The organism is Aestuariivita sp. (assembly GCF_049276915.1).
GTDB lineage: Bacteria > Pseudomonadota > Alphaproteobacteria > Rhodobacterales > Rhodobacteraceae > Aestuariivita.
Map to the genome: position 1 here is coordinate 25,752 of NZ_JBASXK010000047.1, position 24,804 is coordinate 50,555.

The window sequence follows — 24,804 nt, forward strand, 5'->3', positions numbered from 1 at the left end:
TCAGGCGCGCAGGATCGGAAACCAGTCTTCGCGCAGGCTCTGGCCGGGTATCATGTCATGGCCGGGAAAGGGCGGTGACGTCGGACCGGGGCGCTGCACATATCGCGCATCATCGCCCACAAGCCTCAGCGAAAACGCGCGCCGACGGCTCCGGGAGGTGTTGCCGCGTGCACCATGCAGGGTGCGATAATGGAAGGCGACTGCATCCCCGGGTTCCATCTGCCATTCGCGAATGGGCATCTCTTGCGCATCCGGATCTGGGACGGGCATGTAATCCCCCTCGAAAAACGCGGATTCCGAAGCCCAGCGCGTCGGCAGCACGTCTTTCTCCCAAAGATGAGATCCGGCCACACAGCGCAACGTTGCCTCACGCACCGGGTCAAGCGGGACCCAAAAACTGATCGTGTGCTGGCCTTCAACGAAGTAGTAAGGCGCATCGGAATGCCAGGGCGTCGCCATGGAGGTTCCGGGTTCCTTCACCAGCACATGGTCATGAAACATCTGCACCTTCGAGGATCCCATAAGCGCGCCCGCCGCCTCGATGACCGCAGGATCACGGATGACCTCGCCGAATTCGGGAATGTCCATCCAGTTGCAGTAATCGTCGAAAAAGCGGCCCGTTTCGCCGTCGCGCTTGTTTTCGGATGCATAGGGACCCGGCGCCTCCATATTTGCGGCCACGCCTTTACGCAAAGCATCTACATGCCCGGCAAACAGGCCGCGTATGCACACGACTCCATCGCGCGCAAAACTGTCTATCTGGTCCTGGGTTACGACCTGAGCAGCCAATGGTTCAGCGCTTGCGCAGGCGGATCACGACGTCAACCGACGCAATCTCGGCCCCTGCGGGCGCTTGCGGAAGCCGCGTGATCTCAAGCTGATCGGCAGGCGCATCGGTGAGACGGCCCTCATCTTCCCAATAGAAATGGGGATGATCATGGGTGTTGGTGTCGAAATAGCTTTTGGACCCGTCCACGGTGACTTCCTGCAACAGACCCGCTTCGCAAAACGCGCGGAGGGTGTTGTAGACCGTGGCCAGAGACACGGATGCGCCTTCGGCCTTGACCGCATCAAACAGGCTTTCTGCGGTCACATGCCGGTGCTGGCCGTCTCCGACAAGCAATTCAGCCAGCGTCACACGCTGGCGCGTGGGGCGCAGACCGGCTTGTCCAAGCCAATCCGTTGCAATCTGCATACGAGGTGCCGTCATCCGAGATTCTCATTCAAAGCCGTGTTTCCCTTATATAAAGGGCGGCGACAGCGAATTACAAATGAAATTGAGTCGCAACTGGAACGCAGCCTGCCAGGTGTTGCGGTTGCCTGTCCGCCACCCCTGCACTTGCAGGACCCTTTTGCACGGTGTTAGAGGGGCTGAAGAACACCACAACACAGCCGAATTCAGGAGGCGCGCAGGCATGGGCCAATTCCACAACAGTTTCAACAAAGATGACCTGCTGAAATGCGCAAGGGGCGAGCTGTTCGGGCCGGGCAACGCCCAGCTGCCCGAACCGCCGATGCTGATGATGGACCGCATCACGGATATCTCCGATGATGGCGGCGCGCATGGCAAAGGCCATGTGGTGGCCGAATTCGATATCTCGCCGGACCTGTGGTTCTTTACCTGCCACTTCCCCGGCAACCCGATCATGCCGGGCTGCCTGGGACTTGATGGGCTGTGGCAACTGACCGGCTTCAACCTTGGCTGGCGCGGCTGGCAGGGGCGCGGATATGCCCTCGGCGTCGGCGAAGTGAAACTGACCGGGATGGTCCGGCCTGACCGCAAGATGCTGACCTATTACGTCGACTTCACCAAAGCCATTCAGACTCGTCGCCTGACCATGGGCGTCGCCGATGGCCGGGTGGAAGCGGATGGCGAGGTGATCTATCAGGTCAAGGACATGAAGGTCGCACTGAGCGAGACCTGAGGTCTTGGCGGCTGCCCGTACCAGACCTCATCGGCAACCAATGATCTCGCCGGGCGGCGCATCCTGCAGTCCGCCCCTTCGAACATGTGACAGACCCACCCAAGCGGCAACAGCGACCAGCATCCCGGTTCTGCGCCATCCGGCTCACTGAAACAGGCAGAGACACATGCGCATAGATATAGATGTCTCCATGGACTACCGGATTGCTGCCAATGACCCGGTCCTCCTGACACTGGAAGCCGCGCAGACGGACGGGCAGAGCGTTGTTGCAAGCACGCTCGACATCGAGAACGCCAGCCTCAAGCGGATCAGCGGCGAGGGCATTCCCGCCGAGCGGATCTGGGCCTCGGTCCCGGGTGAAAGGCTCAGACTGCGTTATCGCGCGACCGTGGATCTGACGCACCCTGTCGCAGATCTGCGCGCCCTTCCCGCGACGCCCTTTCATGCGCTGCCGGGGGATTTCGTGACCTATCTGCGCCCATCGCGGTTCTGCCAGTCCGACTTGTTCGAAACCTTCGTCACAGAAGAATTCGGCCATCTGGAAGGGGGTGCAAAAGTCGCGGCGATCACAGATTGGGTTGCCTCGGAAATCTCCTATGTGCCGGCAAGCTCGACCTCGGCGACGACCGCGTCCGATACCTTCGTGTCCCGAACGGGTGTGTGCCGCGACTTTGCCCATCTGGTGTGCACATTGGTGCGCGCGGCGAAAATCCCGGCGCGCTATACCTCGGGCTACGGTCCAAATGTCCGCCCGCAAGACTTCCATGCCGTCGCGCAGGTCTGGCTGGGGGATGCATGGCACCTTGTTGATGCGACAGGCATGAGCTCAGCCGACGAACTAGCCATGATCGGTGCCGGACGCGATGCAGGCGATGTTGCCTTCATGGAGACCGAACACTGGGCGGATGTCATCAGCCAAACCGTAAACGTCTCAAGACGATAAGCGGTCAGAGGTCGTCGACCCTGCCCTTAATGCTGCACGCGACGCGCATGCGATGTGCATCGCGCGTCACAGTCCGGGTCAAGACCGCCTCTATCTGGTTGCGCCCTGCTAGGTGCCTGTCCTACACAGTCCGTGGAACAACGGAGGAATGCGCTCATGCGCCGTGTCGTCGTCACAGGGTTGGGGATTGTCTCGTCGATTGGGAACAGTGTGTCCGAGGTCGAGGCATCACTGAGAGCCGGGACATCAGGGATCGTTGCCAATGCCGATATGGTGGAACATGGGTTTCGCAGCCAGGTATCGGGCACGTTGAACATCAATCCGGCCGAACATATCGACAAGCGCACGCTGCGTTTCATGGGGCCAGGGGCCGCCTATGCATTCATCGCAATGGAGCAGGCGATTGCGGATTCCGGACTGGAAGAAAAAGACGTCGTAAATCCCCGCACCGGGCTGGTGGCAGGATCGGGCGGGCCATCGACATCAGCGATGCTGACCGCGCATCAGACCGTGCTGCAGACCGGTGCGACGAAACGGATCGGGCCATTTTCGGTGCCCAAATGCATGTCCTCGACAGTCAGCGCCAATCTGGCGACGGCGTTCCGGATCAAGGGTATCAACTATTCCATCACCTCGGCCTGTTCGACTTCGCTGCATTGCATCGGCAACGCGGCGGAACAGATCATGATGGGCAAGCAGGATGTGATGTTCGCAGGCGGCGGGGAAGAACTGGACTGGACGCTCTCCTGCCTGTTCGACGCCATGGGCGCGATGAGCAGCAAATACAACGACACCCCGGAGAAAGCCTCGCGCGCATTCGATGCGGATCGCGACGGATTCGTGATTTCAGGCGGTGGCGGGATCGTCGTGCTCGAGGATCTGGATCATGCACTGGCACGTGGCGCAAAGATCTATGCCGAAGTCACCGGATACGCCGCGACAAGCGATGGTCATGACATGGTCGCGCCCTCGGGCGAAGGCGGCGAACGCGCCATGCGTCTTGCGCTGCAGACTGTGCCCCAAGATCGCAAGATCGGCTATATCAATGCCCATGGTACATCGACGCCAGTCGGCGATGTAGGAGAAGTCGAAGCCGTGCGCCGGGTCTTTGGCAAGGGATCGACCCCGCCGATCAGCTCGACGAAATCCATGACCGGACATGCGCAAGGTGCCGCTGGCGCACTTGAGGCGATCTTCAGCCTGATCATGCTGGATCGGGATTTCATCGCCCGGTCGATCAACGTGGATACGCTCGACCCCGCACTGAATGCGACCGAGATCGCAACCGAGTACAAACAAAATGCAGGCCTTGATTCCGTTATGACCAACAGCTTCGGCTTTGGTGGAACAAACGGATCCATGGTTCTGTCAAGATATCACGGGTAGTAGGTTCTATGAGCAAGCTTCTGGACGGCAAGCGCGGGTTGGTCATGGGTGTGGCCAATGAACGGTCAATTGCATGGGGCATCGCCAAGGCCCTCCACGAGGCTGGGGCCGAACTGGCCTTTACCTATCAGGGCGAAGCCTTCGGCAAACGATTGGAACCTTTGGCGCAAAGCGTCGGTTCGGACTTCATGGTTGATGTGGACGTGACCGATGACGCCTCACTGGACGCCGCGTTCGGGCAGTTGGCGGCGCGTTGGCCGACGATCGATTTCGTCATCCACGCCATCGCCTATTCGGACAAGTCCGAACTGACGGGGCGTTTTCTGAACACCTCGCGGGCCAATTTCAAGAATTCGATGGATATCAGCGCCTATTCCTTCATCGAGATCGCGCGGCGCGCGCACCCGATGATGAATGTCCATGGCGGCACATTGATCACCCTGACCTATCAGGGTTCGAACCGGGTTGTGCCCAACTATAATGTGATGGGCGTGGCCAAAGCGGCCCTGGAAGCCGCGACCCGCTATCTGGCCAATGATCTGGGTCCTGAAGGCATTCGCGTGAACGCCATCTCTCCCGGCCCGATGAAGACGCTTGCGGGCGCGGCTATTGGTGGCGCGCGCAAGACCTACAAACACACCGATCAGAACGCGCCGTTGCGCGCCAACGCCACCCTTGAGGCGGTCGGTGGAACGGCGGTCTATCTGGTGTCTGACGCCGGTGCATGCACCACGGGCGAGATCATTCGCGTCGATGGTGGGTTTCACGTTCTGGGCATGCCACAGTTCGATCACCTGTGAGCTGAGCCATGCTGGATGTTCTCGCCAAGATCCTGGGTCCTGAACGGGCGGTCACAGCCTGGGTCAACCTGCGCAGGTTCGGATTGCCCGTGGCGCTATTCGCAGGGTTTCTGGCAGTGTTCTTCTTTATCGTGACCGTCTCAGACCCCGACCGGATGGAGCATGTGGCCTATCTGCGCGTCGAGGTGATCAATGTGACGCCCCTCACTCAGGACATCAATTCGGGCGTGTTCGTCGATGTGCGCCTGCCCGACGGCACCGAGCTGAAACTGACCGAAACGGAAGGCGCGATTTCCCGCGAACTGAGCGATATCGCCTGTCTTGAGCAGCGTCGCGATACCGAAACCGGCGAGATCAGCCACCGCCTGCGGCGCGCACATCGCTGCGCCGAGTAACGGCCTGATCTCTCGGGCGCGCAGATCAGTCAGACAAGCGACTGAAACAGGATGCCTGACAGGATCGCCCCCGTCACACCCAGCGCCAGATATGTTGCAAACACCCGTGGCTTGACCAGCGACCACACAGCCGCCATCGCCGGGATCGAACTGACCGATCCCGCGATCATGAAGGACATGGCAGCGCCCGCGCTCATGCCTTGCGTCATCAGACCCGCCAGAAGCGGCGGCGCGACATAGGAGTTCAGGTAGGCAGGCATGCCCACAAGCGCCGCAATCGTGATCGGCAGAACACCCTCACCGCCAACCAGCCCCGCGATCGTCTCGGCAGGCACGTAAGACACCAAAAGCGCCTCCAGAGTGTATGCCAGCGCCAGCCATTTCAGCAAAAACAACCCGTTGGAAACCAGCTCGGCCCGAAAATGCACGCGCCGGGCGGCATCCTGCCAGAAGCGCCAGACCGGCGTGCCGTCCAGCTTGGGCCCGGCACCACAGCAACCGCCGGATCTATAGATCCTGAGAGGCGCGCTGAATGCTCCGCGTTTCATCAGGGTCTGGACCGCGAAGCCGCCGAAAAGACCCAAACCCACCGCTGCCACCGCCTTGGCTATGGCAAAGGGCCAGCCAAGGGCGGCTGCCGTGATCAACAGCGTCGGCGGGTCGATCAGGGGCGATGCCAACCAGAACGCCATGACCGCCGACAGGGGGGCCCCCAGCGCCAGCAGCCCTGCAATGAATGGAATGACTTCGCAGGAACAGAACGGCGCAAGCCCCCCGAACACGGCCGCCAGAAAAATCATCCGCGTCTCGCGCCCCTGAAAGGCGCGTGCGACCATGACTTCGGCTCCGGTTGCCTTGAGATACGCCAGCAGGAGCACCGCAAACCCGATGTAGGGCGCGGTATGCGCCAGAGCCTTGAGCGCGAAACGAATGATCTCTGTCAGATTGGCGGGATCAAGAACCGCGACCAGCCCGAGGATCACGGCGATCACGGCCCAGGGCGTCTTGAGATACGGTGCCCAGCGGCGGGGTGCGTCAAGCAACTGCGTCGTGTCAGCCATCATTGGCCGCCTTTCTTTTTTCTTCCGAACAGCATTCGCTCAGAATGAACGCGGCCAGTTGTTCGAGCCGTTGAAAACTGGCGCGGCTGATGACTGCGCGACCGATCCGCTCCTGCTCAATAACCCCTGCCCCGGCCAGGAACTTGAGATGATGTGCAAGTGTTGACGGCGCAATACCCGTGCGATCCTGGATCTCGCTCACGCTCAGGCCCGGAGCGCCGGCCTTGACCAGACACCTCAAGACAAGCAGGCGCGCTTCAGAACCCATCGCCGCAAAGCCATTTGCCGCCTGTTCCCAGATCATGATGAGGCCCCCTATGATTCGATAAAACTAGTTTTATAGTTTTATCTCTGGAAATCAATCCGATTTTCATCGCGCCTCATCAGTCCAGATTGCCTCGCCCTTATATCCAGCTTATCTAGGCGGCCATGGTAGTATCCGTCGACACCCTGTTTCTGACCCCGGACGGTCAAGGCACCCTGCAGGCGCAGATCCAGCAGATGATTGCGCAAGGCATTCTTTCGGGGCGCTTTCATCGCGGTGAAAAGCTGCCTTCGTCGCGCAAGCTGGCACATCATCTCAGGGTGAGCCGCATCACCGTGACCCTCGCCTATACCGAGCTTCTGGCCAATGACTATATCACCGCGCGCGGGCGCTCGGGCTATTACGTGTCGGATACGGCTCCTGTCCCTCCGGCCTATATGCCCGGCAAAACGTCGGTCGACAGCATCGACTGGGATCACGCACTGGCCCAGCGCTTTACCGGAGGCGATACGCCGCGCAAGCCCGATGACTGGCAAAGCTTTCGCTATCCGTTCATCTATGGGCAGACCGATGCCTCGTTGTTTGATCACGCGAACTGGCGGTTGTGCGCGGTGCGCGCTCTGGGACAGCGGGATTTCACGTCGCTCACGACGGATTACTACGATCAGGACGACCCGCTTCTGATCGAATTCATCGCGCGTCACACCCTGCCGCGGCGCGGTATCAGCGCGCGCCCCAATGAAATCCTGATCACCATGGGGGCGCAGAATGCCCTGTGGCTGACCTCGCATTTGTTGCTGGGGCCGGGCAAACGGGCGGTGATCGAAGATCCCTCCTACTATGCCTTGCGCGATGTCTTGCAGCAGATGCCCTGTGATCTGACCACGCTTCGGGTGGATAGCGATGGCCTGCCCCCCAAGAACATGCCCGACAACACCGATGTGGTGTTCGTCACGCCCAGCCACCAGACTCCGACAACCGCCACGATGCCGCTTGAGAGGCGGCGCGCGCTGCTTGCGCGCGCGCGCGAAACCGGGGCGATCATCGTCGAGGATGATTACGAGTTCGAGATGTCATTCCTTGGCCCACCGTCTCCTGCGCTCAAATCGCTGGATCGGGAAGGCCGGGTGATCTATGTGGGCAGCTTCTCCAAGTCGCTCTTTCCGGGGTTGCGCCTTGGGTATCTTGTCGGCTCAGAGGCCTTCATTCGCGAGGCCCGTGCCCTGCGCGCACAGGTGTTGCGCCACCCGCCCGGCCATATCCAACGCACCGCGGCCTATTTCCTGTCCCTGGGTCACTATGACGCCCAGATCCGCCGGACCGCAAAAGCGCTGCATGCGCGGCGTGAGACCATCGAGACCGCGATTGCCAAACACGGTCTGACCATTGCCGGACGCGGGGTCTATGGGGGTAGCTCCCTGTGGATGGAGGCTCCCGAAGGGGTGGACGCCACGGTTCTGGCGGCGCGATTGCAGCAGAAATCGGTCCTGATCGAACCCGGCACGCCATTCTTTGAGGGCCCCGAACGCCCCAGATCGTTCTATCGGCTGGCCTACTCCTCGATCCCGGCAAACCAGATTCCGGATGGCATCGCCCGCATCGCCACCGAGATCGCGGCCATGCAAACCGCGCGGATCACACGCCGTCAATAGGACACCCAGATGTCTGGCTCTAAACTGCCCAAGCATCTGGCCCTAATCACACCTTGATGGTCACCGTAGAACCGGCCAGACGCAGATGTACGCGCGAGGAGAAACGCCATGAAGATGACGACCGAAGAAGCCTTTGTGAAAACACTTCAACGGCATGGAATTCAGCATGCTTTTGGCATTATCGGATCGGCCATGATGCCGATCTCGGACCTCTTCCCTCAGGCCGGCATCACCTTCTGGGACTGCGCACATGAAGGCAGCGCGGGCATGATGGCGGATGGTTACACCCGTGTCACCGGCAAGATGTCGATGATGATCGCGCAGAACGGCCCCGGCATCACCAATTTCGTCACCGCCGTCAAAACCGCATATTGGAATCACACGCCACTTTTGTTGGTGACGCCGCAGGCGGCCAACAAGACCATTGGTCAGGGCGGATTTCAGGAAGTCGAGCAGATGAAACTGTTCGAAGACATGGTCGCCTATCAGGAAGAGGTCCGCGACCCGTCCCGCGTCGCCGAAGTACTGACCCGCGTCATCAGCCAGGCCAAGCGCCTGTGCGGCCCCGCGCAGCTGAACATTCCCCGCGATTTCTGGACTCAGGTGGTGGACATCGAGATCCCCGAACCAATCGCATTCGAGCCATCTTCAGGCGGCGAGAACTCGGTTGCCGAGGCGGCAAAACTGCTGTCTCACGCCAAGAACCCGGTGATCCTGAACGGCGCGGGCGTTGTGCTGTCGCAGGGTGGGATCGAGGCCTCGCAGGAACTGGCCGAACGGCTGAGCGCTGCGGTCTGTGTGGGCTATCAGCACAATGACGCATTCCCGGGCTCGCACCCTCTGTTCGCCGGGCCCTTGGGCTATAACGGCTCAAAAGCCGGGATGGAGCTGATCAAGGATGCAGACGTCGTTCTGTGCCTTGGCACCCGGCTGAACCCGTTTTCCACGCTTCCGGGCTATGGCATCGAATACTGGCCCGCACAGGCCAGGATCATCCAGGTCGACATCAACCCCAACCGGATCGGGCTGACCAAGAAGGTTACCGTCGGAATCGTTGGCGATGCGGCCAAAGTCGCGCGCGGCATACTGGCGCAACTGGACGACAGCGCCGGTGACGAGGGCCGCGACGCGCGTCTGGCCAAGATCGCTCAGACGAAATCCGCCTGGGCGCAGCAACTCAGCTCGATGGATCACGAAGACGACGATCCGGGCACAACCTGGAACCAGCGCGCGCGCGCGGACAAACCCGACTGGATGAGCCCGCGCATGGCCTGGCGCGCGATCCAATCTGCACTGCCTGCCGATGCGATCATCTCCTCGGACATCGGCAACAACTGCGCGATCGGCAACGCCTATCCCACGTTTGAAGCAGGGCGCAAATATCTCGCACCGGGTCTGTTCGGCCCCTGTGGCTATGGACTTCCTGCCATCGTGGGCGCCAAGATCGGCCAGCCGAATGTGCCGGTCGTCGGCTTTGCGGGGGACGGGGCATTCGGCATCTCGGTAAACGAGTTGACCGCGATCGGCCGGGGTCAGTGGCCTGCGATCACCCAGATCGTGTTCCGCAACTATCAATGGGGTGCCGAAAAGCGCAACTCCACCTTGTGGTTTGACGACAACTTCGTGGGCACCGAGCTTGATACCGACGTATCCTATGCCGGGATTGCGCAGGCCTGTGGCCTCGAGGGCGTCATCGCACGCACCATGCAAGAGCTGACAGACGCCCTGAACCTGGCCATCGAAAACCAGATGAAGCATGGCAAAACCACGCTGATCGAAGCGATGATCAACCAGGAACTTGGCGAACCCTTCCGCCGTGACGCCATGAAAAAGCCGGTGGCCGTGGCCGGTATCGACCCCTCGGACATGAGACCGCAAACCATGTGAACCCGGGCTGCTTCCGGGCAAGGCGCTGTTCACACCGCTATGGGAGCCATGTTGCGGACCGTTTTGCCTGGTGCTGTTGATTGGTCCGGCAACTGCGAAACTATTGCGGCTGAGCTTTGACGAATGAGAACGTTTATCCTTCACATTCAAAGTTCAGGACCGCATTATTCCGGATATTCGGGCGCGGTTGGAAGAACAATGCCAGTGTATGCGCTTCGGCAGAATGACCCGAAAGCTTGAGGGAGCAGAGAATGGCCCATCGCCAACCCCAGTTGGACCTGTCGCCGCATGTGTCGGATGAGGTGCGCAAAACGACCTGCTACATGTGCGCCTGCCGCTGCGGGATCAATGTGCATCTCAAGTCCGGCAAGGTTGCCTATATCGAAGGCAACCGTGATCATCCGGTGAACAAGGGCGTGCTTTGCGCCAAAGGCTCGGCCGGGATCATGCAGGTCAACGCTCCCTCCCGACTGCGCGCCCCGCTCAAGCGCGTCGGCCCGCGCGGATCCGGCGCGTTCGAGGAAATCAGCTGGGACGAAGCACTGGATATCGCCGCAAGCTGGCTTGAACCCATTCGCAAGGACAACCCCGAAAAACTGGCGTTCTTCACGGGTCGGGACCAGTCGCAAAGCTTTACCTCGTTCTGGGCACAGAACTTCGGCACGCCGAACTATGCCGCACATGGCGGCTTTTGTTCGGTGAACATGGCGGCGGCAGGTATCTACACCATGGGAGGCGCCTTCTGGGAATTCGGCCAGCCTGATTGGGACTATACCAAACTGTTCATGCTCTTCGGCGTCGCCGAGGATCACGATTCAAACCCGATCAAGATGGGCATCGGCAAGATCAAGGCGCGCGGCGCACGGGTGATCGGCGTCAATCCGATCCGCACCGGCTATAACGCGGTGGCCGATGAATGGGTCGGCATCACACCCGGCACCGACGGTCTGTTCATCCTGTCGCTGATCCATTGCCTGATGTCCGCGGGCAAGATCGATCTGGAGTATCTGGCGCAATTCACCAATGCGCCCTGCCTTGTGAATTCAGATCCCAAATCGCCCGAATACGGTCTGTTGCTGCGCGATGCTGACGGCAAGACACAGGTCATCGATCGCACCACCGGCAAGCTGGTCGCCTTCGATCAGAAGGGCGTGCGTCCGGATCTCTCTGCAACCCATCGCCACGCGGGAACCACCCACCGCCCGGTATTGCACCTGATGGCGGACAAATACCTCGATCCCCAATACGCCCCCGAGGCCGTGGCCGAACGCTGTGGCATCCCCGCCAAGCGTATCCGCGCCATCGCCGGCGAAATCGCCCGCGTCGCCTTTGACGAGTCCTTCGTGCTGGATCGTGAGTGGACAGATTTTCGCGGCGAAACGCATGAAACCATGATCGGCCGCCCGGTGTCGTTCCACGCGATGCGCGGAATTTCAGCCCATGCCAACGGGTTCCAGACAGCGCGCGCGCTCCACGTGTTGCAGATCATCCTCGGCACGGTCGAAGTGCCGGGCGGCTTTCGCTTCAAACCGCCCTATCCCAAGCCGCCCGAAGCGCATCCGAAACCGCATTGCAAAGTCACCCCCGGCGCACCGCTGGACGGACCGCATCTGGGCTTTGTACATGGCCCAGACGATCTTGCGCTGAAAGACGACGGAAGCCCTGCCCGCATCGACAAGGCCTTCACCTGGGAAAACCCGATGAGCGCGCACGGGCTGATGCATATGGTGATTTCCAACGCGCACGCAGGCGATCCCTACAAGATCGACACGCTGTTCATGTATATGGCGAACATGTCATGGAACTCGTCGATGAACACGCGCGGCGTGATCGACATGCTGACCGATACCGATGAGAACGGTGATTATGTCATCCCGCGCATCATCTATTCCGATGCCTATTCATCGGAAATGGTCGCCTATGCGGACCTGATCCTGCCCGATACCACCTATCTTGAGCGCCATGACTGTATCTCGCTGCTGGACCGGCCGATTTGCGAAGCAGACGCCGCGGCCGACGCCATCCGCTGGCCCGTGATCGAGCCGGACCGCGATGTACGCGGGTTCCAGACCGTGCTGGTACAGCTTGCCAACAAAATGGGCCTGCCCGGCTTTACCAATGAAGACGGCAGCGCGAAATTTGCCGATTACGCCGATTACATCATCAATCACGAACGTCGGCCCGGCATCGGCCCACTGGCCGGCTGGCGCGGCGATGGCACGCAAGCGGGGCGCGGCACATCCAACCCGCAACAGCTCGACACATACATCGAAAACGGCGGATTTTGGGTCGGCCACATCCCCGAGGACGCGCAATATTACAAGCCCTGGAACACGGCCTATCAGGACTGGGCCGTGGGACTGGGGCTTTATGACTCCCCACAGCCCTATATCTTCAACCTCTATGTCGAACCGTTGCGCCGGTTCCAGCTTGCCGCCGAAGGTCACGGGAAACGCCAGCCCCCCGATCATCTGCGCGACCGGATCAAGGCGCGGTTCGATCCATTGCCGATCTGGTACAGCACGGAACCCGACAACAAGGCCCAGGAATTCCCCATCACGGCCCTGACCCAGAGGCCAATGGCCATGTACCATTCCTGGGGAACCCAGAACGCCTGGCTGCGACAGCTGCACGGGCACAATCCGCTCTATCTGCCCACGGACCTGATGCGCTCCAATGATCTCGAGGACGGTGACTGGGCCACCGTCACCTCGCCCCATGGCGCGATCACGGTGCCGGTCATGCATATGGCCGCGCTGAACAAGGACACGGTCTGGACCTGGAACGCCATCGGCAAACGCAAAGGCGCATGGGCACTGGACACGGACGCGCCCGAAGCGACCCGGGGCTTCCTGCTGAACCATCTGATACATGAACTGCTGCCACCCAAGGGCGATGGCCTGCGCTGGGCCAACTCCGACCCGATCACCGGGCAGGCCGCGTGGTTCGACCTGAAGGTGCGCATCGAAAAGGCCCGCGCCCCGAGCGAGGCACAGCCCACCTTCCCCCCCATCAAATCGCCCGTGGGCACTGGCCCGGATCAACTGACATGGAAGGTGGGGAAATGACGCCAAAGACGCGCACCCTGCTGTTGATCTTCGGGTTCGTGGCCCTGTCGCTCGGCTCGTTCATATGGTTCATCGCAACCTGGGATCCGGCCAAGGAACAGCCCGTCGTGCATCTGTCCGATCCCGACCTGAAAGCCCGAGTGTGAATGCATGAAATACTGGATCCACCATCGCCTGATGGCTCTCAAACGCCCTTTCTCAGGGGCAGCGCGCGAAAAACGCATGGCGCTTTTCATCGAAACGATGGGTATCAAGGGCGGCGAAAAGGTGATCGATCTGGGCGGCACCCCCAGTTTCTGGGCTGATTGTCCGTACAGCCTTGAGATCACGATCGTGAACCTGCCCGGCTTCAACCCGCCCGAACCGGGCGACACGCATCACAAGATCACGCTGATCGAGGGCGACGCCTGCGATATCAACTTTGCAGGGGACAACAGTTTTGACATCGCACACAGCAACAGTGTCATCGAACATGTAGGGGATGAAACGAACCAGGCTCGTCTTGCCAACGAGGCGCGCCGTCTTGCGCCGCGCTATTGGGTCCAGACACCGTCCATCTGGTTTCCAATCGAAGCACATAACAACATGCCGTTCTGGTGGTTCTACCCACCTGTTCTCAAGCGGGCCCTTATCCGCCGCTGGCGTCAGAAACTTCCTGCCTGGACCGAGATGGTCGAGGGCACCACCGTGCTGATGCGCAATGATATCCAGAACATGTTCCCTGATGGCACGATCTGGACCGAACGCGTCCTTGGCTTTGCGAAATCCTACGTCGTCTACCGGACCTCCAAGCCCGACAGCAACGGGACCCGGGAAACGGTCGCAGAATGACACCGACAAGAGAAAAGGACCCCGCATGACTGTTCTTCCAGCAGCAACAGACCGAAAACTGGGTCTCGTGATCGACCTTGACACCTGCGTCGGCTGCCATGCCTGCGTGATCTCCTGCAAAGGCTGGAACACGGAAAACTATGGAGCCCCCCTGTCGGATCAGGACCCCTATGGAGCAGACCCCACGGGAACGTTCCTGAACCGCGTGCATTCCTACGAGGTGCAACCCGAAGACGGCGCAGCCCAACTGATCCACTTTCCGAAATCCTGCCTGCATTGCGAAGACGCGCCCTGTGTCACCGTCTGCCCGACCGGTGCCTCCTACAAACGCGTGGAGGACGGTATCGTACTGGTGAACGAAACCGACTGCATCGGCTGTGGCCTCTGTGCCTGGGCCTGCCCATACGGTGCCCGCGAGATGGACGGTGCCGAGAAGGTCATGAAGAAATGCACACTCTGCGTCGATCGCATCTATAACGAGAACCTGCCCGAAGAAGACCGCGAACCCGCCTGCGTGCGCACATGCCCCGCCGGAGCGCGCCATTTCGGGGATTTTGCCGACCCGCACAGCAATGTCTCGAAACTGACCGCCGAGCGCGGCGGCATGGACCTGATGCCCGAACAAGGCACCAAACCGGTGAACAAATACCTCCCGCCCCGCCCCAAGGATACGCTGGATGCCCAGATCGACATTCTGGCCCCGCTGCTTGCCCCGGTGTCGCAAGAGCCAACAGGCTTCCTTGGCTGGCTCGATCGCACCCTCGGCAAGATCGACGGCAACAAGACAGGGGGCACCTGATGCATCCTGCTCCCTCCGTCATTCTGTTCACCACGCTGTCGGGCCTCGGCTTCGGACTGCTGGTCTTTCTGGGTCTGGGCTATCCCGGCTCGACCGGCTGGGTGGCCTTCGTGTTCTTCGCGCTTGCCTATCTGCTGGCAGTGGGCGGGCTTCTGGCCTCGACCTTCCACCTCGGCCATCCCGAACGCGCCCTGAAAGCCTTTACCCAATGGCGCTCAAGCTGGCTGTCACGCGAGGCATGGTGCGCCGTGGGAGGCCTTGTGGTCATGTCCCTGGTCGGCATCGGCCGTGTGTTCTTTGACAGCCACTGGATGCCCCTGGGCGTCATCGGAGCGATCTTGTGCCTGGCAACCATCCTGACCACCTCGATGATCTACACCCAGCTCAAAACCGTCCCACGCTGGAATACACCGCTCACGCCCATGCTGTTTCTGGCCTATGCGCTGGCGGGCGGATCGCTGCTGGCGGGTCAGATCGACATGGCCCGCATCCTGCTCAGCCTTGCGGCAGCCATCCAGCTCGCCTGGTGGATAACCGGTGAAAACGCGCTCGAGCGCTCCGGCTCCTCACTGGACTCCGCCACGGGCCTCGGCCCCATAGGCACCACCCGCGCCTTCGAGCCCCCCCATACCGGCACAAACTACCTGACCCGCGAAATGGTCTTCGTGGTGGGCCGCGCCCATGCCAAGCTGCTGCGCCTGGTCGCGATCCTGCTGGCCTTTGCCATCCCGGTCATCGTTCTGACCATGCCGTTCAGTCACATGATGGCAGGCCTGGCCGTCCTCAGCCATGTGGCCGGCGTTCTGGTTGCGCGCTGGCTCTTCTTCGCCGAAGCCGAACATGTGGTCGGCCTGTACTACGGACAGCGCTGATCGGGCTTCTTTCTGGTCTGAAATACCCAAAGCCAACACAGGCCACAGGCGCGCCCCTTGAAAAAGGGGGGCTGGCCCCGGCCCTTTTCAGTCAAGGCAGCGAATGGCGGTTCCGAGCCCCGCACAGACGTCGCGAAGACCAGCGCCCACAACGACGTCCAAGCATTTCTTGCCTCAAGTGGCATTTTCGCCCAATCTCGCTCGATAAATACTGTTCGTGGAATATCCAAGGGGTTGGTGCATCATGTCTTCCAAGGGCCAGTACCAGTTTGCGATCCTTGTCGATTCGGTTCTTCTTTGGGGTCGGCTGGGCGGAAAATTTGCTGTGTTCGCTGTAGTTGTCTGGGGTATTCTGGGCCTCATACCGACGATCCCGAGCTGGCTTGCCCCCTCTGCCCTGCTTGCCGCATTTGTCCTGGCGATGCTGGCTATCCTGAGGCTGCTTCCCTATCTCGCGGTCCGAAAGAACGGTGTGATCATTGAGGGACATGTCTCTGACATCGAAGAAGAAAGGAGCCGACAAGCCGATCTCAACCACCTGAGCAAGCGCATCAACTTCCGATACGAGATCAATGGTCAGGCATACACCGGTCAGACGACCTGGGCCTCGTCGGGCAAGTTCGGAACGCTCGGGATCGGCAATCCAATCCCACTGCTCGTCGATCCCGCCCGGCCTCAGCGCGCATTCTGGACTGAGGACGTACCTCTTCAAATGCCGCAGGTCATCGGCCTTTAGGCTTGGCCGGAGACTTTCCGTCCGCCTGCGGAGATCACGGATACATGACGTCGGATAGAGGCCAAACGCCACGAACTTCGCACAAGCAATCATTCCGCCGGGCCCTGCACCCGTTGCGGCATTTAGATGACCGCTTCGTCCGCCCAGCCGACATAGACAGGTTCCATGAAACAACTCGGGCCCAAGCTCCCGAAAATGTCTTCGGGAACGTCATGTCCGCGTCGTCCAAGAAACCTCACCAAGCGATCCGCACCATTCTCGGCAAAGGACGGCGCGTCTGGTCTGTCTGAAGCCTTACAGCAAACCGGCGTGTTTCAGCCCGGCGTCGATCTTCAGCTTGGTCTCATCGGAAAGTCCCAGCAACGGCAGGCGAACCTCATCCGAACACAGATCCAGACGTGACATGGCGTATTTCGCCCCCACAAGCCCCGGCTCGATAAAGATCGCCTTGTGCAGCGGCATCAGCCGATCCTGGATCTCAAGCGCCTTGGCATAATCACCGGCAAGGCAGGCCTCCTGCATCTGGCTCAGCAGTTTTGGTGCGACATTCGCCGTCACCGAGATACAGCCGACACCGCCCTGGGCGTTGAACCCATGGGCGGTGGCATCTTCACCCGAAAGCTGCAGGAAGTCCGGCCCGCAGGTCAGACGCTGATCACAGACCCTTGCCAGATCGCCCGTGGCATCCTTCACCCCCACGATCCGGGGAAGTCTGGCCAGTTCACCCATGGTTTGAGGGCTCATATCAATGACCGAGCGGCCGGGAATGTTATAGATGATGATCGGAATCTCGGCGCAGTCATGCAGCGCCGTGAAATGCGCGATCAGGCCGCGCTGGGTGGGCTTGTTGTAATAAGGTGTGACAACCAGAACGCCATCGGCACCGACCTTGGCGGCATGCTGCACAAAGCGGATCGCTTCCAGCGTGTTGTTCGAGCCTGCACCCGCAATCACCGGCACACGGCCATTGGCCGCCTTGACCACTTCTTCGACAACCGTTTCATGTTCTTCATGGCTCAGCGTCGGGCTTTCGCCGGTTGTGCCCACAGGCACCAAACCGTGGCTGCCTTCGCCGATGTGCCACTCGACAAGTTTCTTCAGCGTTTCCAGATCCAGTTCGCCGCCCTGGAACGGCGTGACGAGTGCTGGCATCGAGCCTTTGAACATGACCACGCTCCTTTTTCTGGTCTGGGGCAGGCAAAGGCCCGCCGGTGCTGGGGTGCCTGCCGGGATTGTGATTTGAAAGCGCCCGAACAAGCTTTATCGTGACAGGTTCTATTCCTCTTTGTTGGCGGAAAAGCAAGCCATGACGCGCATTCTGATCGTTCTTGCCCTTGTCTTCGGACTTGGCGTTGCGCAGCCCGCGCAGGCGCAAAATGCTGCGGCAATGAGCCAGGCCCTGACAGAGATGCGCAGCGGCGATTGGAGCAGTGCCCTGGCACGCGCGGATGGGCCCGTGGCGCGCGACATCATCGAATGGCATCGCCTGCGTGCCGGGCTTGGAGATTTCGCCAGCGTCACCGATTTCCTCGATCGCCGCCCCGATTGGCCGGGGCTTGACTGGCTGATCCGCCAGAACGAAGAAAACATCGCCGGCCAGTCCGCCGATACTCTTGCCGCGTTTTTCGGACGCTTCCCGCCCCAGACCGCGCTGGGTGTCTATGAATACGCGAATGCACTGGAAACGCTGAACCGCCGCGGCGAGGCACAGGCCGCCATCGTGATGGCATGGCGGACAATGGAGATGCCCGAAACGGTACAGGATCTCTATCTTGAACGTCATGGCGCTCTGCTCAGGGACCATCACAGCGCGCGGCTGGATCAGATGATCTGGCAACGCGATCTGGTCAGCGCCCGGCGTGCCTTGCCATTGGTTGATGACGGCTGGAAGGCGCTGGCTGCGGCCCGGCTTGCGCTGCACGATCAGGCCAATGGCGTGGACGCGCTCATCGAAGCCGTCCCCGCGGCCCTCGCCAATGACCCCGGCCTCGCCTATGAGCGCTTTGTCTGGCGCAACCGCAAAGACCGCGACGATGCGGCCATCGAGCTGTTGCTGGAGCGCTCGACCAGTGCCGAGGCTTTGGGACAACCCGCCGAATGGGCCCCTCGCCGCCGCAATCTTGCGCGCTCCGAAATGCGCGCAGGCAACGCAGCGCGCGCCTATCAGATCGCCTCACAACATTATCTCAGCGAAGGCTCCTCCTTCGCGGATCTGGAATGGCTGTCGGGCTATCTTGCACTGACCTATCTGAACGACCCCGAACGTGCACTTGCGCATTTCGAACGGTTCAACGCGGCCGTGTTGACCCCGATCTCGCTGGGGCGCGCGGGATACTGGATCGGGCGCGCCCACGAGGCGCTTGGCAATACCGCGCAGGCGCAGATCGCATATGCCGCAGGGGCGCAACACCAGACCTCGTTTTACGGGCTTCTGGCCGCCGAACGCGGCGGCATTGCGTTTGATGCGGCCCTTGCAGGCACGCAGCCCACCGCGCCCTGGCGCGAGGCCACATTCACCAACAGTTCGGTTTTCAAGGCCGGGCTCCTGTTGCTGGCCGCCGGAGAGTTGGACCTGGCCGAACGGTTCCTGACCCATCTGGCCGAAACCATCGATACAGCCGAGGCCGCCCAGCTTGGCGAAGCAGTCAACGAACTCCGCCAACCCCATCTGGCCGTCATGATCGGCAAACGGCTGGCAGGCCGCTCGATCGTGGTGCCTGGTGCCTATTACGCGCTGCACCCGCTGGCCGAAGATGACCTGCCGATGCATCCCGAAATGAACCTGGCGATTGCACGGCGCGAAAGCGAGTTTGACCCCAAGGTCGTCTCGGGTGCCGGCGCACGCGGCCTGATGCAGGTGATGCCGGCCACCGCCGAAGGTGTCGCGCGCAAACTGGGGCTGAGCAATGACCACAGCACCGAACGGCTGACACGCGATCCCGACTATAACGCCAAACTGGGCGCGGCCTATCTGGTCGATCTGGCGCAGGTTTTCGACGGCAATGTCATCATGATGTCCGCAGGTTATAATGCCGGGCGCAGCCGCCCGATCCGCTGGATGGAAGAACGCGGCGATCCGCGTCGGGGTGGCATGGATATCGTGGACTGGATCGAACACATCCCCTTCACCGAAACGCGCAACTACGTCATGCGGGTTTCGGAAAGTCTGCCTGTCTACCGCGCACGTCTTGGCAAGGATCCGCACCCCGTGCCGTTCAGCCAGGAACTTGTCGGCTCGACCCTGCGCTGGCCGTCACAGTAAGTCACCGCGCCCTCTGACGCTCGCGCCAGAATGTGAACAGGCCTGCCGCAACGATCAGGGCAGCGCCAAAGGCAACATTGGCCCGGATCGTTTCGCCAAAGATCAAAAGCCCGATGGCCGAGACGAAGACCAGCTGGAAATAGGCAAAAGGCTGAACCGCGCTGGCCTCGGCCACCTCATAGCAGCGGATCAACAACCAGTGGCCAAGCGCCCCGGTGATGCACAGCAAGCCCATCCAGATCCAGTCAGGCCCGCTCATCGGCTCCCAGAACCAAACCCCCACACATGTCATCACCACAGACCCAACCGTGCCGGTCCAGAAGAACGAGGTTGCCGTTGTATCCAGCCGCGCCGCAAAGCGCGTGAGAAGGCCGTAAAGCGCGAACATGATCGCCGCGCACAGAGGGATCAGGGCCGCCGGATCAAAGACGCTGGATTCCGGCTGCAAAATGATGATCACACCGACAAACCCGACGGCAATCGCCGCCCAGCGCCGCCACCCGACCTGTTCGCCAAGGATCGGACCCGATAGCGCCGCGATGATCAATGGATAGCAGGCAAAAACAGCATGGCTTTCCACCAGACCCAACACGGTGAAGGCCGCAATCATGACGCAGATCTCAAGCGCCAGCAGCGTGGCGCGAAAGGCCTGCAACACCGGTTGCCTGGTCCGTGCTGCCGCCCGCACGCCGCCTGCCTTGCGCCCTGCAACGGCGATGACAAAGGCGGCAAAGAACCAATAGCGGATCATTACCACCATAAGGACATTGTATTCCCCCGCCAGATGGCGCGAGATACCGTCCTGCAAGGCAAACACCACCGTGGTGGCGATCATCAACAGGATACCCAGACGTGTGTTGTTGCCCGCACTCATGCCAACCGTCCGATCGTCATATGCCGCTTGCGGCCAAATCCCGGCTCGCGCGAGACGTCAAAGCCGGCCGCCTCCAGCCCCCGCCGCACGAAGCCTGCCGCCGTATATGTCGCCACGCTGCCGCCCGGCAGGGTGTGTCGGGCCACCTCGGCCATCAGGGTCTCTTCCCAAAGCTGGGGATTCTTGGCCGGGGAAAACCCATCCAGAAACCACGCATCCGCACGCCCCTGCCAGTTTGGCAAGGCCTGCCGCGCATCCGCTGCGATTACCTCAAGCCGGACGGCTCCGAAATCGTAAACACCGCTGTCGGGCTGCCAGACTGCCAGCAACTGCCGCGCGTATTGCGCCAGTTCGGGAAATACGTCCAACGCCCGCGCCATCTCGGCGCGCTCCATCGGATAGGCCTCGAACGAGGTGAACCGCAACGGCGGCGCGATCCCTTGCACCTCCCAGGCCGCCCATGTGGCAAGAAAGTTCAGCCCCGTGCCAAAGCCAAGCTCTGCCACGTGAAAACCGGGGGCAAACCGTTCCGGCAACCTGTTTCCCGCCAGAAAAACATGCCGCGTCTCGGCCAAACCGTCATCAAGCGAGAAATACGGATCATCAAACAGCCGTGAGACCGGGACACCACCGTCCCGCCACTCAAGATCCGCCCGCTGGCCCTGCATCGCAAACATCCTTAAAAGGCGTAAAACAGCGCGACACTGGCGAAAGGGGCAGCCATTGGCAATGGCCGATATCACCCTCCGGGGGGCCGGGATTTTCGGCCTCTCCATCGCAGGGGCCTGTAGCCTGCGCGGCGCAGGCGTCCAGGTCATAGATCCCTTCGGACCCGCTGCCGGGGCAAGCGGAGGTCTGGTCGGCGCACTTGCTCCACATGTGCCCGAGACATGGAACGAAAAGAAGGCCTTTCAGTTCGAAAGCCTGATCCGGGCAGACCGCTTCTGGTCCGAGGTTGAAACCGCAGGCGGCACCGGTGCGGGGTATGGGCGAACCGGTCGGCTGCAACCCATCGCGGATGCGCCTGCCCTGGCTCTGGCCCATGCGCGCGCGCAAAATGCCGTGACGCTCTGGAAAGGCCTGGCAAGCTGGACGGTGATCCCACAACAGGACGCCGGGGACTGGGCCCCCCACAGCCCGACCGGATATCTGATCCACGACACGCTCAGCGCGCGCATCCATCCGCGCCATGCATGCCTGGCGCTGGTCGCAGCTCTCAGGACACGGGGCATCGAGGTGATGGCCGAGGCAGAAGACCAGGGCGCAGTGATCTGGGCAACCGGGGTTCACGGGCTGGAACAGCTCAACGCAGGGCACACCCGCATGGTCGGCAATGGCGTCAAGGGACAGGCCGCGTTGCTGCGCCCGATCCGGGCCTTGCCAAAGGGTGCGCCACAGCTCTTTGCCGACGCCCTGCATATCATTCCCCATGCCGATGGCACGGTTGCAATAGGCTCCACCTCCGAGCGCGACTATGCGGACCCGACCGGCACCGATGCACAACTGGACGAGATCATCGCCCGCGCGCGCATCCAGAGTCCGGCTTTGGATGGTGCCGAGGTGATCGAACGCTGGGCGGGCCTGCGCCCACGCGCGCGATCGCGCGCGCCGATGCTGGGACCATGGCCGGGAAACCCCGGTCACTTCATTGCCAATGGCGGCTTCAAGATCGGCTTTGGAATGGCCCCGAAGGTGGCCGATGTGATGGCCGATCTGGTTCTCGAAGATCAGGACCGGATCCCGGATGCGTTCCGTGTCGAGGCGTCGCTATAAAGCCACCGCCTGGGCTTGCATGTTCTGACGCCCATCCGGACCGCGTACCCAGAGATCCCCGCCATTGCGGCACAGCTCTGCCTGCTCTGTATCGATCAGCGCAGAGGTGGCCCGGAACGAGAACGAGGCCAGCGGCCCCATCTCTTCCTCGGCCATCAGCATCAACATCTGAGCCAACAGCGGACCATGCACCACAAGCCCGCCATAGCCTTCCACATCCCGCGCGTAATCCCGGTCATAATGAATGCGATGCCCATTGAACGTCAGCGCCGAATAGCGAAACAGGCTTGTGCTGCTGAATTCCGCCAGCCGTCGTGAGGTCTCATCCCGGCGCGCAACCGCAGGAGCCGGTTGCGCCGCGCTCGGATCGGGATCCTGACGATAGACCAGATCCTGCCACTCAGTGAGGCAGCGCGCTCCGTCCTGCCATATCTCGTGGCGCAGGGTGACAAAGCCCAGCGGACCGCTGCGCCCGTCCTTGCGTGTGCTGGTTTCAACGACACTGCGCTTTTGCGCAATCAGACCGGCGCGCAAAGGGGCTTCAAAGGTCAATCGACCTCCCGCCCACATGCGGCGCGGCAGGCCCATATCCGGGATCAAGCCGCCGACTTTGGGATGTCCGTCGCGCCCCAGTCCCGGCGGGGCAACAGGTTGCCAGAAAAACACCTGATGAAAGAATGGCGGCAGGGCATCGCCCTGCGCAACCTCCTGATCCCGGCCCAGTGTCGCGTTCAGAGCGACGGCCCGCGCGGGATCAATCAGATCGGTTTGCTCTACCATGTGAGAAGGATCATCCTGCATGGTGACCTTCTACAAGCCCGGCTGAGATCAGACAAGTTTATCGCGCGATCTCGGCCTTCAGCGCATCCATCAACCCTTGCAGGGTGTTGCTGTAGATCTCGCTTTTCAGATGACCGTTCTCGCCGAACTCATCGCTTGAGGATGCAAGATGCATTTCCGGCCCCTGCAGAATACGCGGACGGAACGGCACCATGAAGCCGCGCAGCACCATTTGCGCGCGCTCACCCCCTGCCCGGCCCGCGGCAGCCGACATCACCGCAACCGGCTTGCCAGCCCAGGGGCTGCCCTTGGTCCGGCTGACCCAGTCCAGAGCATTCTTCAGCGCACCCGACGGCCCCTTGTTGTATTCCGGAGTCGAGATCACGACGGCATCCGCATCCGCGATCTGATCCGACAAAAGCTGCACCGCAGCCGGAATCCCCGCTGCTTCCTCGTCATCGCCATTGTACAACGGCAAAAGCAGATCGGCTTCGACATAGCTTGCCGGATCAAACAGACGTGCCGCTTCACGGATCAGTTTGCGATTGGTGGCTTGCGCGCGCAGCGAGCCGGAAATTCCAAGCAAAGAGTGGGTGCCCATATCATGTCCTCAACTGGGGTCATCTGTCCCCCAGCTAGTGCGGACACCGCTGTGAACCAAGGGCCAGCAGCGCACAATTCATGCGCGCTGCTGCATATTCAGGATCAACTGTTGGGCAGGATCACGATTTCCACGCGCCGGTTCAGCGCGCGCCCCTCGGGGCTCAGGTTGGATGCGATGGGCTGATCTTCTCCGCGACCCACGGTGGTGATCCGCCCGATCGGCACACCGGACTCCAGCAGAACATCCGCCACCGCATTGGCGCGCTGCACCGAAAGCGTCTGGTTATAGCCCGCATCACCGGTGTTGTCGGTATGGCCGATGATCTGGATGGTGCTGTCGGGATAGGCCTGAAGGTTGCCTGCCACCGTGCGCAGATCGCGTTGCAGATCCGGGCGAACCGTGAAGCTGTCGGTGGCGAACAGGATATCCTGAGGCAGGGTCACGATCAGCCGGTCACCTGTATTGGTGATCTGCACCTGATCATTTCCAAGGCTCGATCTCAGATCAGCTTCCTGTCTGTCCAGATTGTTGCCGATCAGGCCACCTGCGACGGCACCTGCGACAGCTCCGCCAACCGTGGCTTTGGTGTCCCCGCCAAAGATCTGCCCGAGGACCGCACCCGTCGCAGCCCCCAGCAAGACGCCCTGATCGCGATTGCTGTTTGGGTTGTTGGGATCGTTGAGCTGGCCGGGATCTGTGCAGGCGGTCAGGCCAAGCAACGCTGCAAATGCAACGACAAGAGGGGTCTTAAAGAATGTCATGTCTGTACTGCTTTCTTATGGGCGCGCTTCTTTCGAGCGCGTATCTGATTGAGATAGCCATAATCTGAGCAATCCATGTTTGATATGCAATAACACGCGCAGTCTAGGCGGGTTCCCGCTGCCCGATAAT

25 protein-coding genes are annotated in these 24,804 nt (G+C 61.1%); 15 read left to right on the forward strand and 10 right to left on the reverse strand.

Annotated features, from left to right (window positions below):
* Window positions 1–789 (reverse strand): phytanoyl-CoA dioxygenase family protein, encoded by a 789-nt coding sequence (locus tag WAO69_RS04560; protein ID WP_422176864.1) that lies wholly within the window; start codon window positions 787–789, stop codon window positions 1–3.
* A gap of 4 nt (window positions 790–793) precedes the next feature.
* A complete protein-coding gene (irrA, locus tag WAO69_RS04565) occupies window positions 794–1,210 on the reverse strand; it encodes an iron response transcriptional regulator IrrA (protein WP_422176865.1) in 417 nt (138 codons plus the stop codon).
* 205 nt (window positions 1,211–1,415) lie between these two features.
* Between irrA and fabA the strand changes: the two genes are divergently transcribed.
* From fabA to WAO69_RS04590, 5 genes are all read left to right on the forward strand, one after another.
* The gene (fabA, locus tag WAO69_RS04570; RefSeq protein WP_422176866.1) at window positions 1,416–1,925 is read left to right on the forward strand and encodes a bifunctional 3-hydroxydecanoyl-ACP dehydratase/trans-2-decenoyl-ACP isomerase; all 510 of its coding nucleotides are present in this window, start codon (window positions 1,416–1,418) and stop codon (window positions 1,923–1,925) included.
* Window positions 1,926–2,091: 166 nt separating this feature from the next.
* Window positions 2,092–2,868, forward strand: coding sequence for a transglutaminase-like domain-containing protein (locus WAO69_RS04575; protein ID WP_422176867.1), 777 nt, complete (start codon window positions 2,092–2,094; stop codon window positions 2,866–2,868).
* 156 nt (window positions 2,869–3,024) lie between these two features.
* A complete protein-coding gene (gene fabB, locus WAO69_RS04580) occupies window positions 3,025–4,254 on the forward strand; it encodes a beta-ketoacyl-ACP synthase I (protein WP_422176868.1) in 1,230 nt (409 codons plus the stop codon).
* 8 nt (window positions 4,255–4,262) lie between these two features.
* The gene (locus WAO69_RS04585) at window positions 4,263–5,054 is read left to right on the forward strand and encodes an enoyl-ACP reductase FabI (RefSeq protein WP_422176869.1); all 792 of its coding nucleotides are present in this window, start codon (window positions 4,263–4,265) and stop codon (window positions 5,052–5,054) included.
* Between the two features lie 8 nt (window positions 5,055–5,062).
* Window positions 5,063–5,449 (forward strand): hypothetical protein, encoded by a 387-nt coding sequence (locus tag WAO69_RS04590; protein ID WP_422176870.1) that lies wholly within the window; start codon window positions 5,063–5,065, stop codon window positions 5,447–5,449.
* A 29-nt stretch (window positions 5,450–5,478) separates the two neighbouring features.
* On the opposite strand, the gene WAO69_RS04595 is transcribed toward WAO69_RS04590, so the two are convergent.
* Window positions 5,479–6,510, reverse strand: a complete 1,032-nt coding sequence (locus WAO69_RS04595; RefSeq protein ID WP_422176871.1) for a permease — start codon at window positions 6,508–6,510, stop codon at window positions 5,479–5,481.
* Complete coding sequence (locus WAO69_RS04600; RefSeq protein ID WP_422176872.1) at window positions 6,503–6,814, reverse strand: ArsR/SmtB family transcription factor; 312 nt, start codon at window positions 6,812–6,814, stop codon at window positions 6,503–6,505. The genes WAO69_RS04595 and WAO69_RS04600 overlap by 8 nt, the downstream gene beginning before the upstream one ends.
* Before the next feature lie 125 nt (window positions 6,815–6,939).
* Between WAO69_RS04600 and WAO69_RS04605 the strand changes: the two genes are divergently transcribed.
* The 8 genes from WAO69_RS04605 to WAO69_RS04640 all read left to right on the forward strand — a co-directional run bounded on the left by WAO69_RS04605 (window position 6,940) and on the right by WAO69_RS04640 (window position 16,620).
* Window positions 6,940–8,427, forward strand: a complete 1,488-nt coding sequence (locus WAO69_RS04605; RefSeq protein ID WP_422176873.1) for a PLP-dependent aminotransferase family protein — start codon at window positions 6,940–6,942, stop codon at window positions 8,425–8,427.
* A gap of 108 nt (window positions 8,428–8,535) precedes the next feature.
* Window positions 8,536–10,314 (forward strand): sulfoacetaldehyde acetyltransferase, encoded by a 1,779-nt coding sequence (gene xsc, locus WAO69_RS04610; RefSeq protein ID WP_422176874.1) that lies wholly within the window; start codon window positions 8,536–8,538, stop codon window positions 10,312–10,314.
* A gap of 251 nt (window positions 10,315–10,565) precedes the next feature.
* Window positions 10,566–13,382: a molybdopterin oxidoreductase family protein gene (locus WAO69_RS04615; protein ID WP_422176875.1), complete on the forward strand. Its 2,817-nt coding sequence runs from the start codon at window positions 10,566–10,568 to the stop codon at window positions 13,380–13,382.
* Window positions 13,379–13,528 (forward strand): hypothetical protein, encoded by a 150-nt coding sequence (locus tag WAO69_RS04620; RefSeq protein WP_422176876.1) that lies wholly within the window; start codon window positions 13,379–13,381, stop codon window positions 13,526–13,528. Before WAO69_RS04615 ends, WAO69_RS04620 begins: the two co-directional genes overlap by 4 nt.
* A gap of 4 nt (window positions 13,529–13,532) precedes the next feature.
* Window positions 13,533–14,213: a class I SAM-dependent methyltransferase gene (locus WAO69_RS04625; RefSeq protein ID WP_422176877.1), complete on the forward strand. Its 681-nt coding sequence runs from the start codon at window positions 13,533–13,535 to the stop codon at window positions 14,211–14,213.
* A gap of 25 nt (window positions 14,214–14,238) precedes the next feature.
* Window positions 14,239–15,012, forward strand: coding sequence for a 4Fe-4S dicluster domain-containing protein (locus WAO69_RS04630; protein ID WP_422176878.1), 774 nt, complete (start codon window positions 14,239–14,241; stop codon window positions 15,010–15,012).
* Window positions 15,012–15,884: a dimethyl sulfoxide reductase anchor subunit family protein gene (locus WAO69_RS04635; protein WP_422176879.1), complete on the forward strand. Its 873-nt coding sequence runs from the start codon at window positions 15,012–15,014 to the stop codon at window positions 15,882–15,884. Before WAO69_RS04630 ends, WAO69_RS04635 begins: the two co-directional genes overlap by 1 nt.
* Window positions 15,885–16,128: 244 nt before the next feature.
* A complete protein-coding gene (locus tag WAO69_RS04640; protein ID WP_422176880.1) occupies window positions 16,129–16,620 on the forward strand; it encodes a DUF3592 domain-containing protein in 492 nt (163 codons plus the stop codon).
* A 294-nt stretch (window positions 16,621–16,914) separates the two neighbouring features.
* Here the strand turns inward: WAO69_RS04640 and dapA are convergent, their stop codons facing one another.
* On the reverse strand, window positions 16,915–17,787 hold the full coding sequence (dapA, locus tag WAO69_RS04645; protein WP_422176881.1) for a 4-hydroxy-tetrahydrodipicolinate synthase: 873 nt from the start codon (window positions 17,785–17,787) through the stop codon (window positions 16,915–16,917).
* A 139-nt stretch (window positions 17,788–17,926) separates the two neighbouring features.
* Here dapA and WAO69_RS04650 point away from each other — a divergent pair, with 139 nt between their 5' ends.
* A complete protein-coding gene (locus tag WAO69_RS04650; RefSeq protein WP_422176882.1) occupies window positions 17,927–19,882 on the forward strand; it encodes a lytic transglycosylase domain-containing protein in 1,956 nt (651 codons plus the stop codon).
* A 1-nt stretch (window position 19,883) separates the two neighbouring features.
* Here the strand turns inward: WAO69_RS04650 and WAO69_RS04655 are convergent, their stop codons facing one another.
* Window positions 19,884–20,756, reverse strand: coding sequence for a DMT family transporter (locus WAO69_RS04655; protein WP_422176883.1), 873 nt, complete (start codon window positions 20,754–20,756; stop codon window positions 19,884–19,886).
* Window positions 20,753–21,424 carry a tRNA (5-methylaminomethyl-2-thiouridine)(34)-methyltransferase MnmD gene (gene mnmD, locus WAO69_RS04660; RefSeq protein WP_422176884.1) on the reverse strand — a complete coding sequence of 224 codons (672 nt, stop codon included), beginning with the start codon at window positions 21,422–21,424 and terminating at the stop codon, window positions 20,753–20,755. The genes WAO69_RS04655 and mnmD overlap by 4 nt, the downstream gene beginning before the upstream one ends.
* Before the next feature lie 61 nt (window positions 21,425–21,485).
* On the opposite strand from mnmD, the gene WAO69_RS04665 reads away from it, so the two are divergent.
* Window positions 21,486–22,529: an NAD(P)/FAD-dependent oxidoreductase gene (locus WAO69_RS04665; protein ID WP_422176885.1), complete on the forward strand. Its 1,044-nt coding sequence runs from the start codon at window positions 21,486–21,488 to the stop codon at window positions 22,527–22,529.
* On the opposite strand, the gene WAO69_RS04670 is transcribed toward WAO69_RS04665, so the two are convergent.
* The 3 genes from WAO69_RS04670 to WAO69_RS04680 all read right to left on the reverse strand — a co-directional run bounded on the left by WAO69_RS04670 (window position 22,524) and on the right by WAO69_RS04680 (window position 24,674).
* Entirely contained in the window at window positions 22,524–23,309 is a 786-nt protein-coding gene (locus tag WAO69_RS04670; protein ID WP_422176886.1) for an FAS1-like dehydratase domain-containing protein, read from the reverse strand. The two genes, WAO69_RS04665 and WAO69_RS04670, sit on opposite strands and share 6 nt — an antisense overlap.
* Window positions 23,310–23,367: 58 nt before the next feature.
* Window positions 23,368–23,910 (reverse strand): NADPH-dependent FMN reductase, encoded by a 543-nt coding sequence (locus WAO69_RS04675; protein ID WP_422176887.1) that lies wholly within the window; start codon window positions 23,908–23,910, stop codon window positions 23,368–23,370.
* A 104-nt stretch (window positions 23,911–24,014) separates the two neighbouring features.
* On the reverse strand, window positions 24,015–24,674 hold the full coding sequence (locus tag WAO69_RS04680) for an OmpA family protein (RefSeq protein ID WP_422176888.1): 660 nt from the start codon (window positions 24,672–24,674) through the stop codon (window positions 24,015–24,017).
* Window positions 24,675–24,804 lie beyond the last annotated feature (130 nt).

Coding starts and splice junctions, on each gene's coding strand:
- irrA (WP_422176865.1), bottom strand. CDS start 1,210: ATGACGGCACCTCGTATGCAGATTGCAACGGATTGGCTTGGACAAGCC.
- fabA (WP_422176866.1), top strand. CDS start 1,416: ATGGGCCAATTCCACAACAGTTTCAACAAAGATGACCTGCTGAAATGC.
- WAO69_RS04575 (WP_422176867.1), top strand. CDS start 2,092: ATGCGCATAGATATAGATGTCTCCATGGACTACCGGATTGCTGCCAAT.
- fabB (WP_422176868.1), top strand. CDS start 3,025: ATGCGCCGTGTCGTCGTCACAGGGTTGGGGATTGTCTCGTCGATTGGG.
- WAO69_RS04585 (WP_422176869.1), top strand. CDS start 4,263: ATGAGCAAGCTTCTGGACGGCAAGCGCGGGTTGGTCATGGGTGTGGCC.
- WAO69_RS04590 (WP_422176870.1), top strand. CDS start 5,063: ATGCTGGATGTTCTCGCCAAGATCCTGGGTCCTGAACGGGCGGTCACA.
- WAO69_RS04595 (WP_422176871.1), bottom strand. CDS start 6,510: ATGGCTGACACGACGCAGTTGCTTGACGCACCCCGCCGCTGGGCACCG.
- WAO69_RS04600 (WP_422176872.1), bottom strand. CDS start 6,814: ATGATCTGGGAACAGGCGGCAAATGGCTTTGCGGCGATGGGTTCTGAA.
- WAO69_RS04605 (WP_422176873.1), top strand. CDS start 6,940: ATGGTAGTATCCGTCGACACCCTGTTTCTGACCCCGGACGGTCAAGGC.
- xsc (WP_422176874.1), top strand. CDS start 8,536: ATGAAGATGACGACCGAAGAAGCCTTTGTGAAAACACTTCAACGGCAT.
- WAO69_RS04615 (WP_422176875.1), top strand. CDS start 10,566: ATGGCCCATCGCCAACCCCAGTTGGACCTGTCGCCGCATGTGTCGGAT.
- WAO69_RS04620 (WP_422176876.1), top strand. CDS start 13,379: ATGACGCCAAAGACGCGCACCCTGCTGTTGATCTTCGGGTTCGTGGCC.
- WAO69_RS04625 (WP_422176877.1), top strand. CDS start 13,533: ATGAAATACTGGATCCACCATCGCCTGATGGCTCTCAAACGCCCTTTC.
- WAO69_RS04630 (WP_422176878.1), top strand. CDS start 14,239: ATGACTGTTCTTCCAGCAGCAACAGACCGAAAACTGGGTCTCGTGATC.
- WAO69_RS04635 (WP_422176879.1), top strand. CDS start 15,012: ATGCATCCTGCTCCCTCCGTCATTCTGTTCACCACGCTGTCGGGCCTC.
- WAO69_RS04640 (WP_422176880.1), top strand. CDS start 16,129: ATGTCTTCCAAGGGCCAGTACCAGTTTGCGATCCTTGTCGATTCGGTT.
- dapA (WP_422176881.1), bottom strand. CDS start 17,787: ATGTTCAAAGGCTCGATGCCAGCACTCGTCACGCCGTTCCAGGGCGGC.
- WAO69_RS04650 (WP_422176882.1), top strand. CDS start 17,927: ATGACGCGCATTCTGATCGTTCTTGCCCTTGTCTTCGGACTTGGCGTT.
- WAO69_RS04655 (WP_422176883.1), bottom strand. CDS start 20,756: ATGAGTGCGGGCAACAACACACGTCTGGGTATCCTGTTGATGATCGCC.
- mnmD (WP_422176884.1), bottom strand. CDS start 21,424: ATGCAGGGCCAGCGGGCGGATCTTGAGTGGCGGGACGGTGGTGTCCCG.
- WAO69_RS04665 (WP_422176885.1), top strand. CDS start 21,486: ATGGCCGATATCACCCTCCGGGGGGCCGGGATTTTCGGCCTCTCCATC.
- WAO69_RS04670 (WP_422176886.1), bottom strand. CDS start 23,309: ATGGTAGAGCAAACCGATCTGATTGATCCCGCGCGGGCCGTCGCTCTG.
- WAO69_RS04675 (WP_422176887.1), bottom strand. CDS start 23,910: ATGGGCACCCACTCTTTGCTTGGAATTTCCGGCTCGCTGCGCGCGCAA.
- WAO69_RS04680 (WP_422176888.1), bottom strand. CDS start 24,674: ATGACATTCTTTAAGACCCCTCTTGTCGTTGCATTTGCAGCGTTGCTT.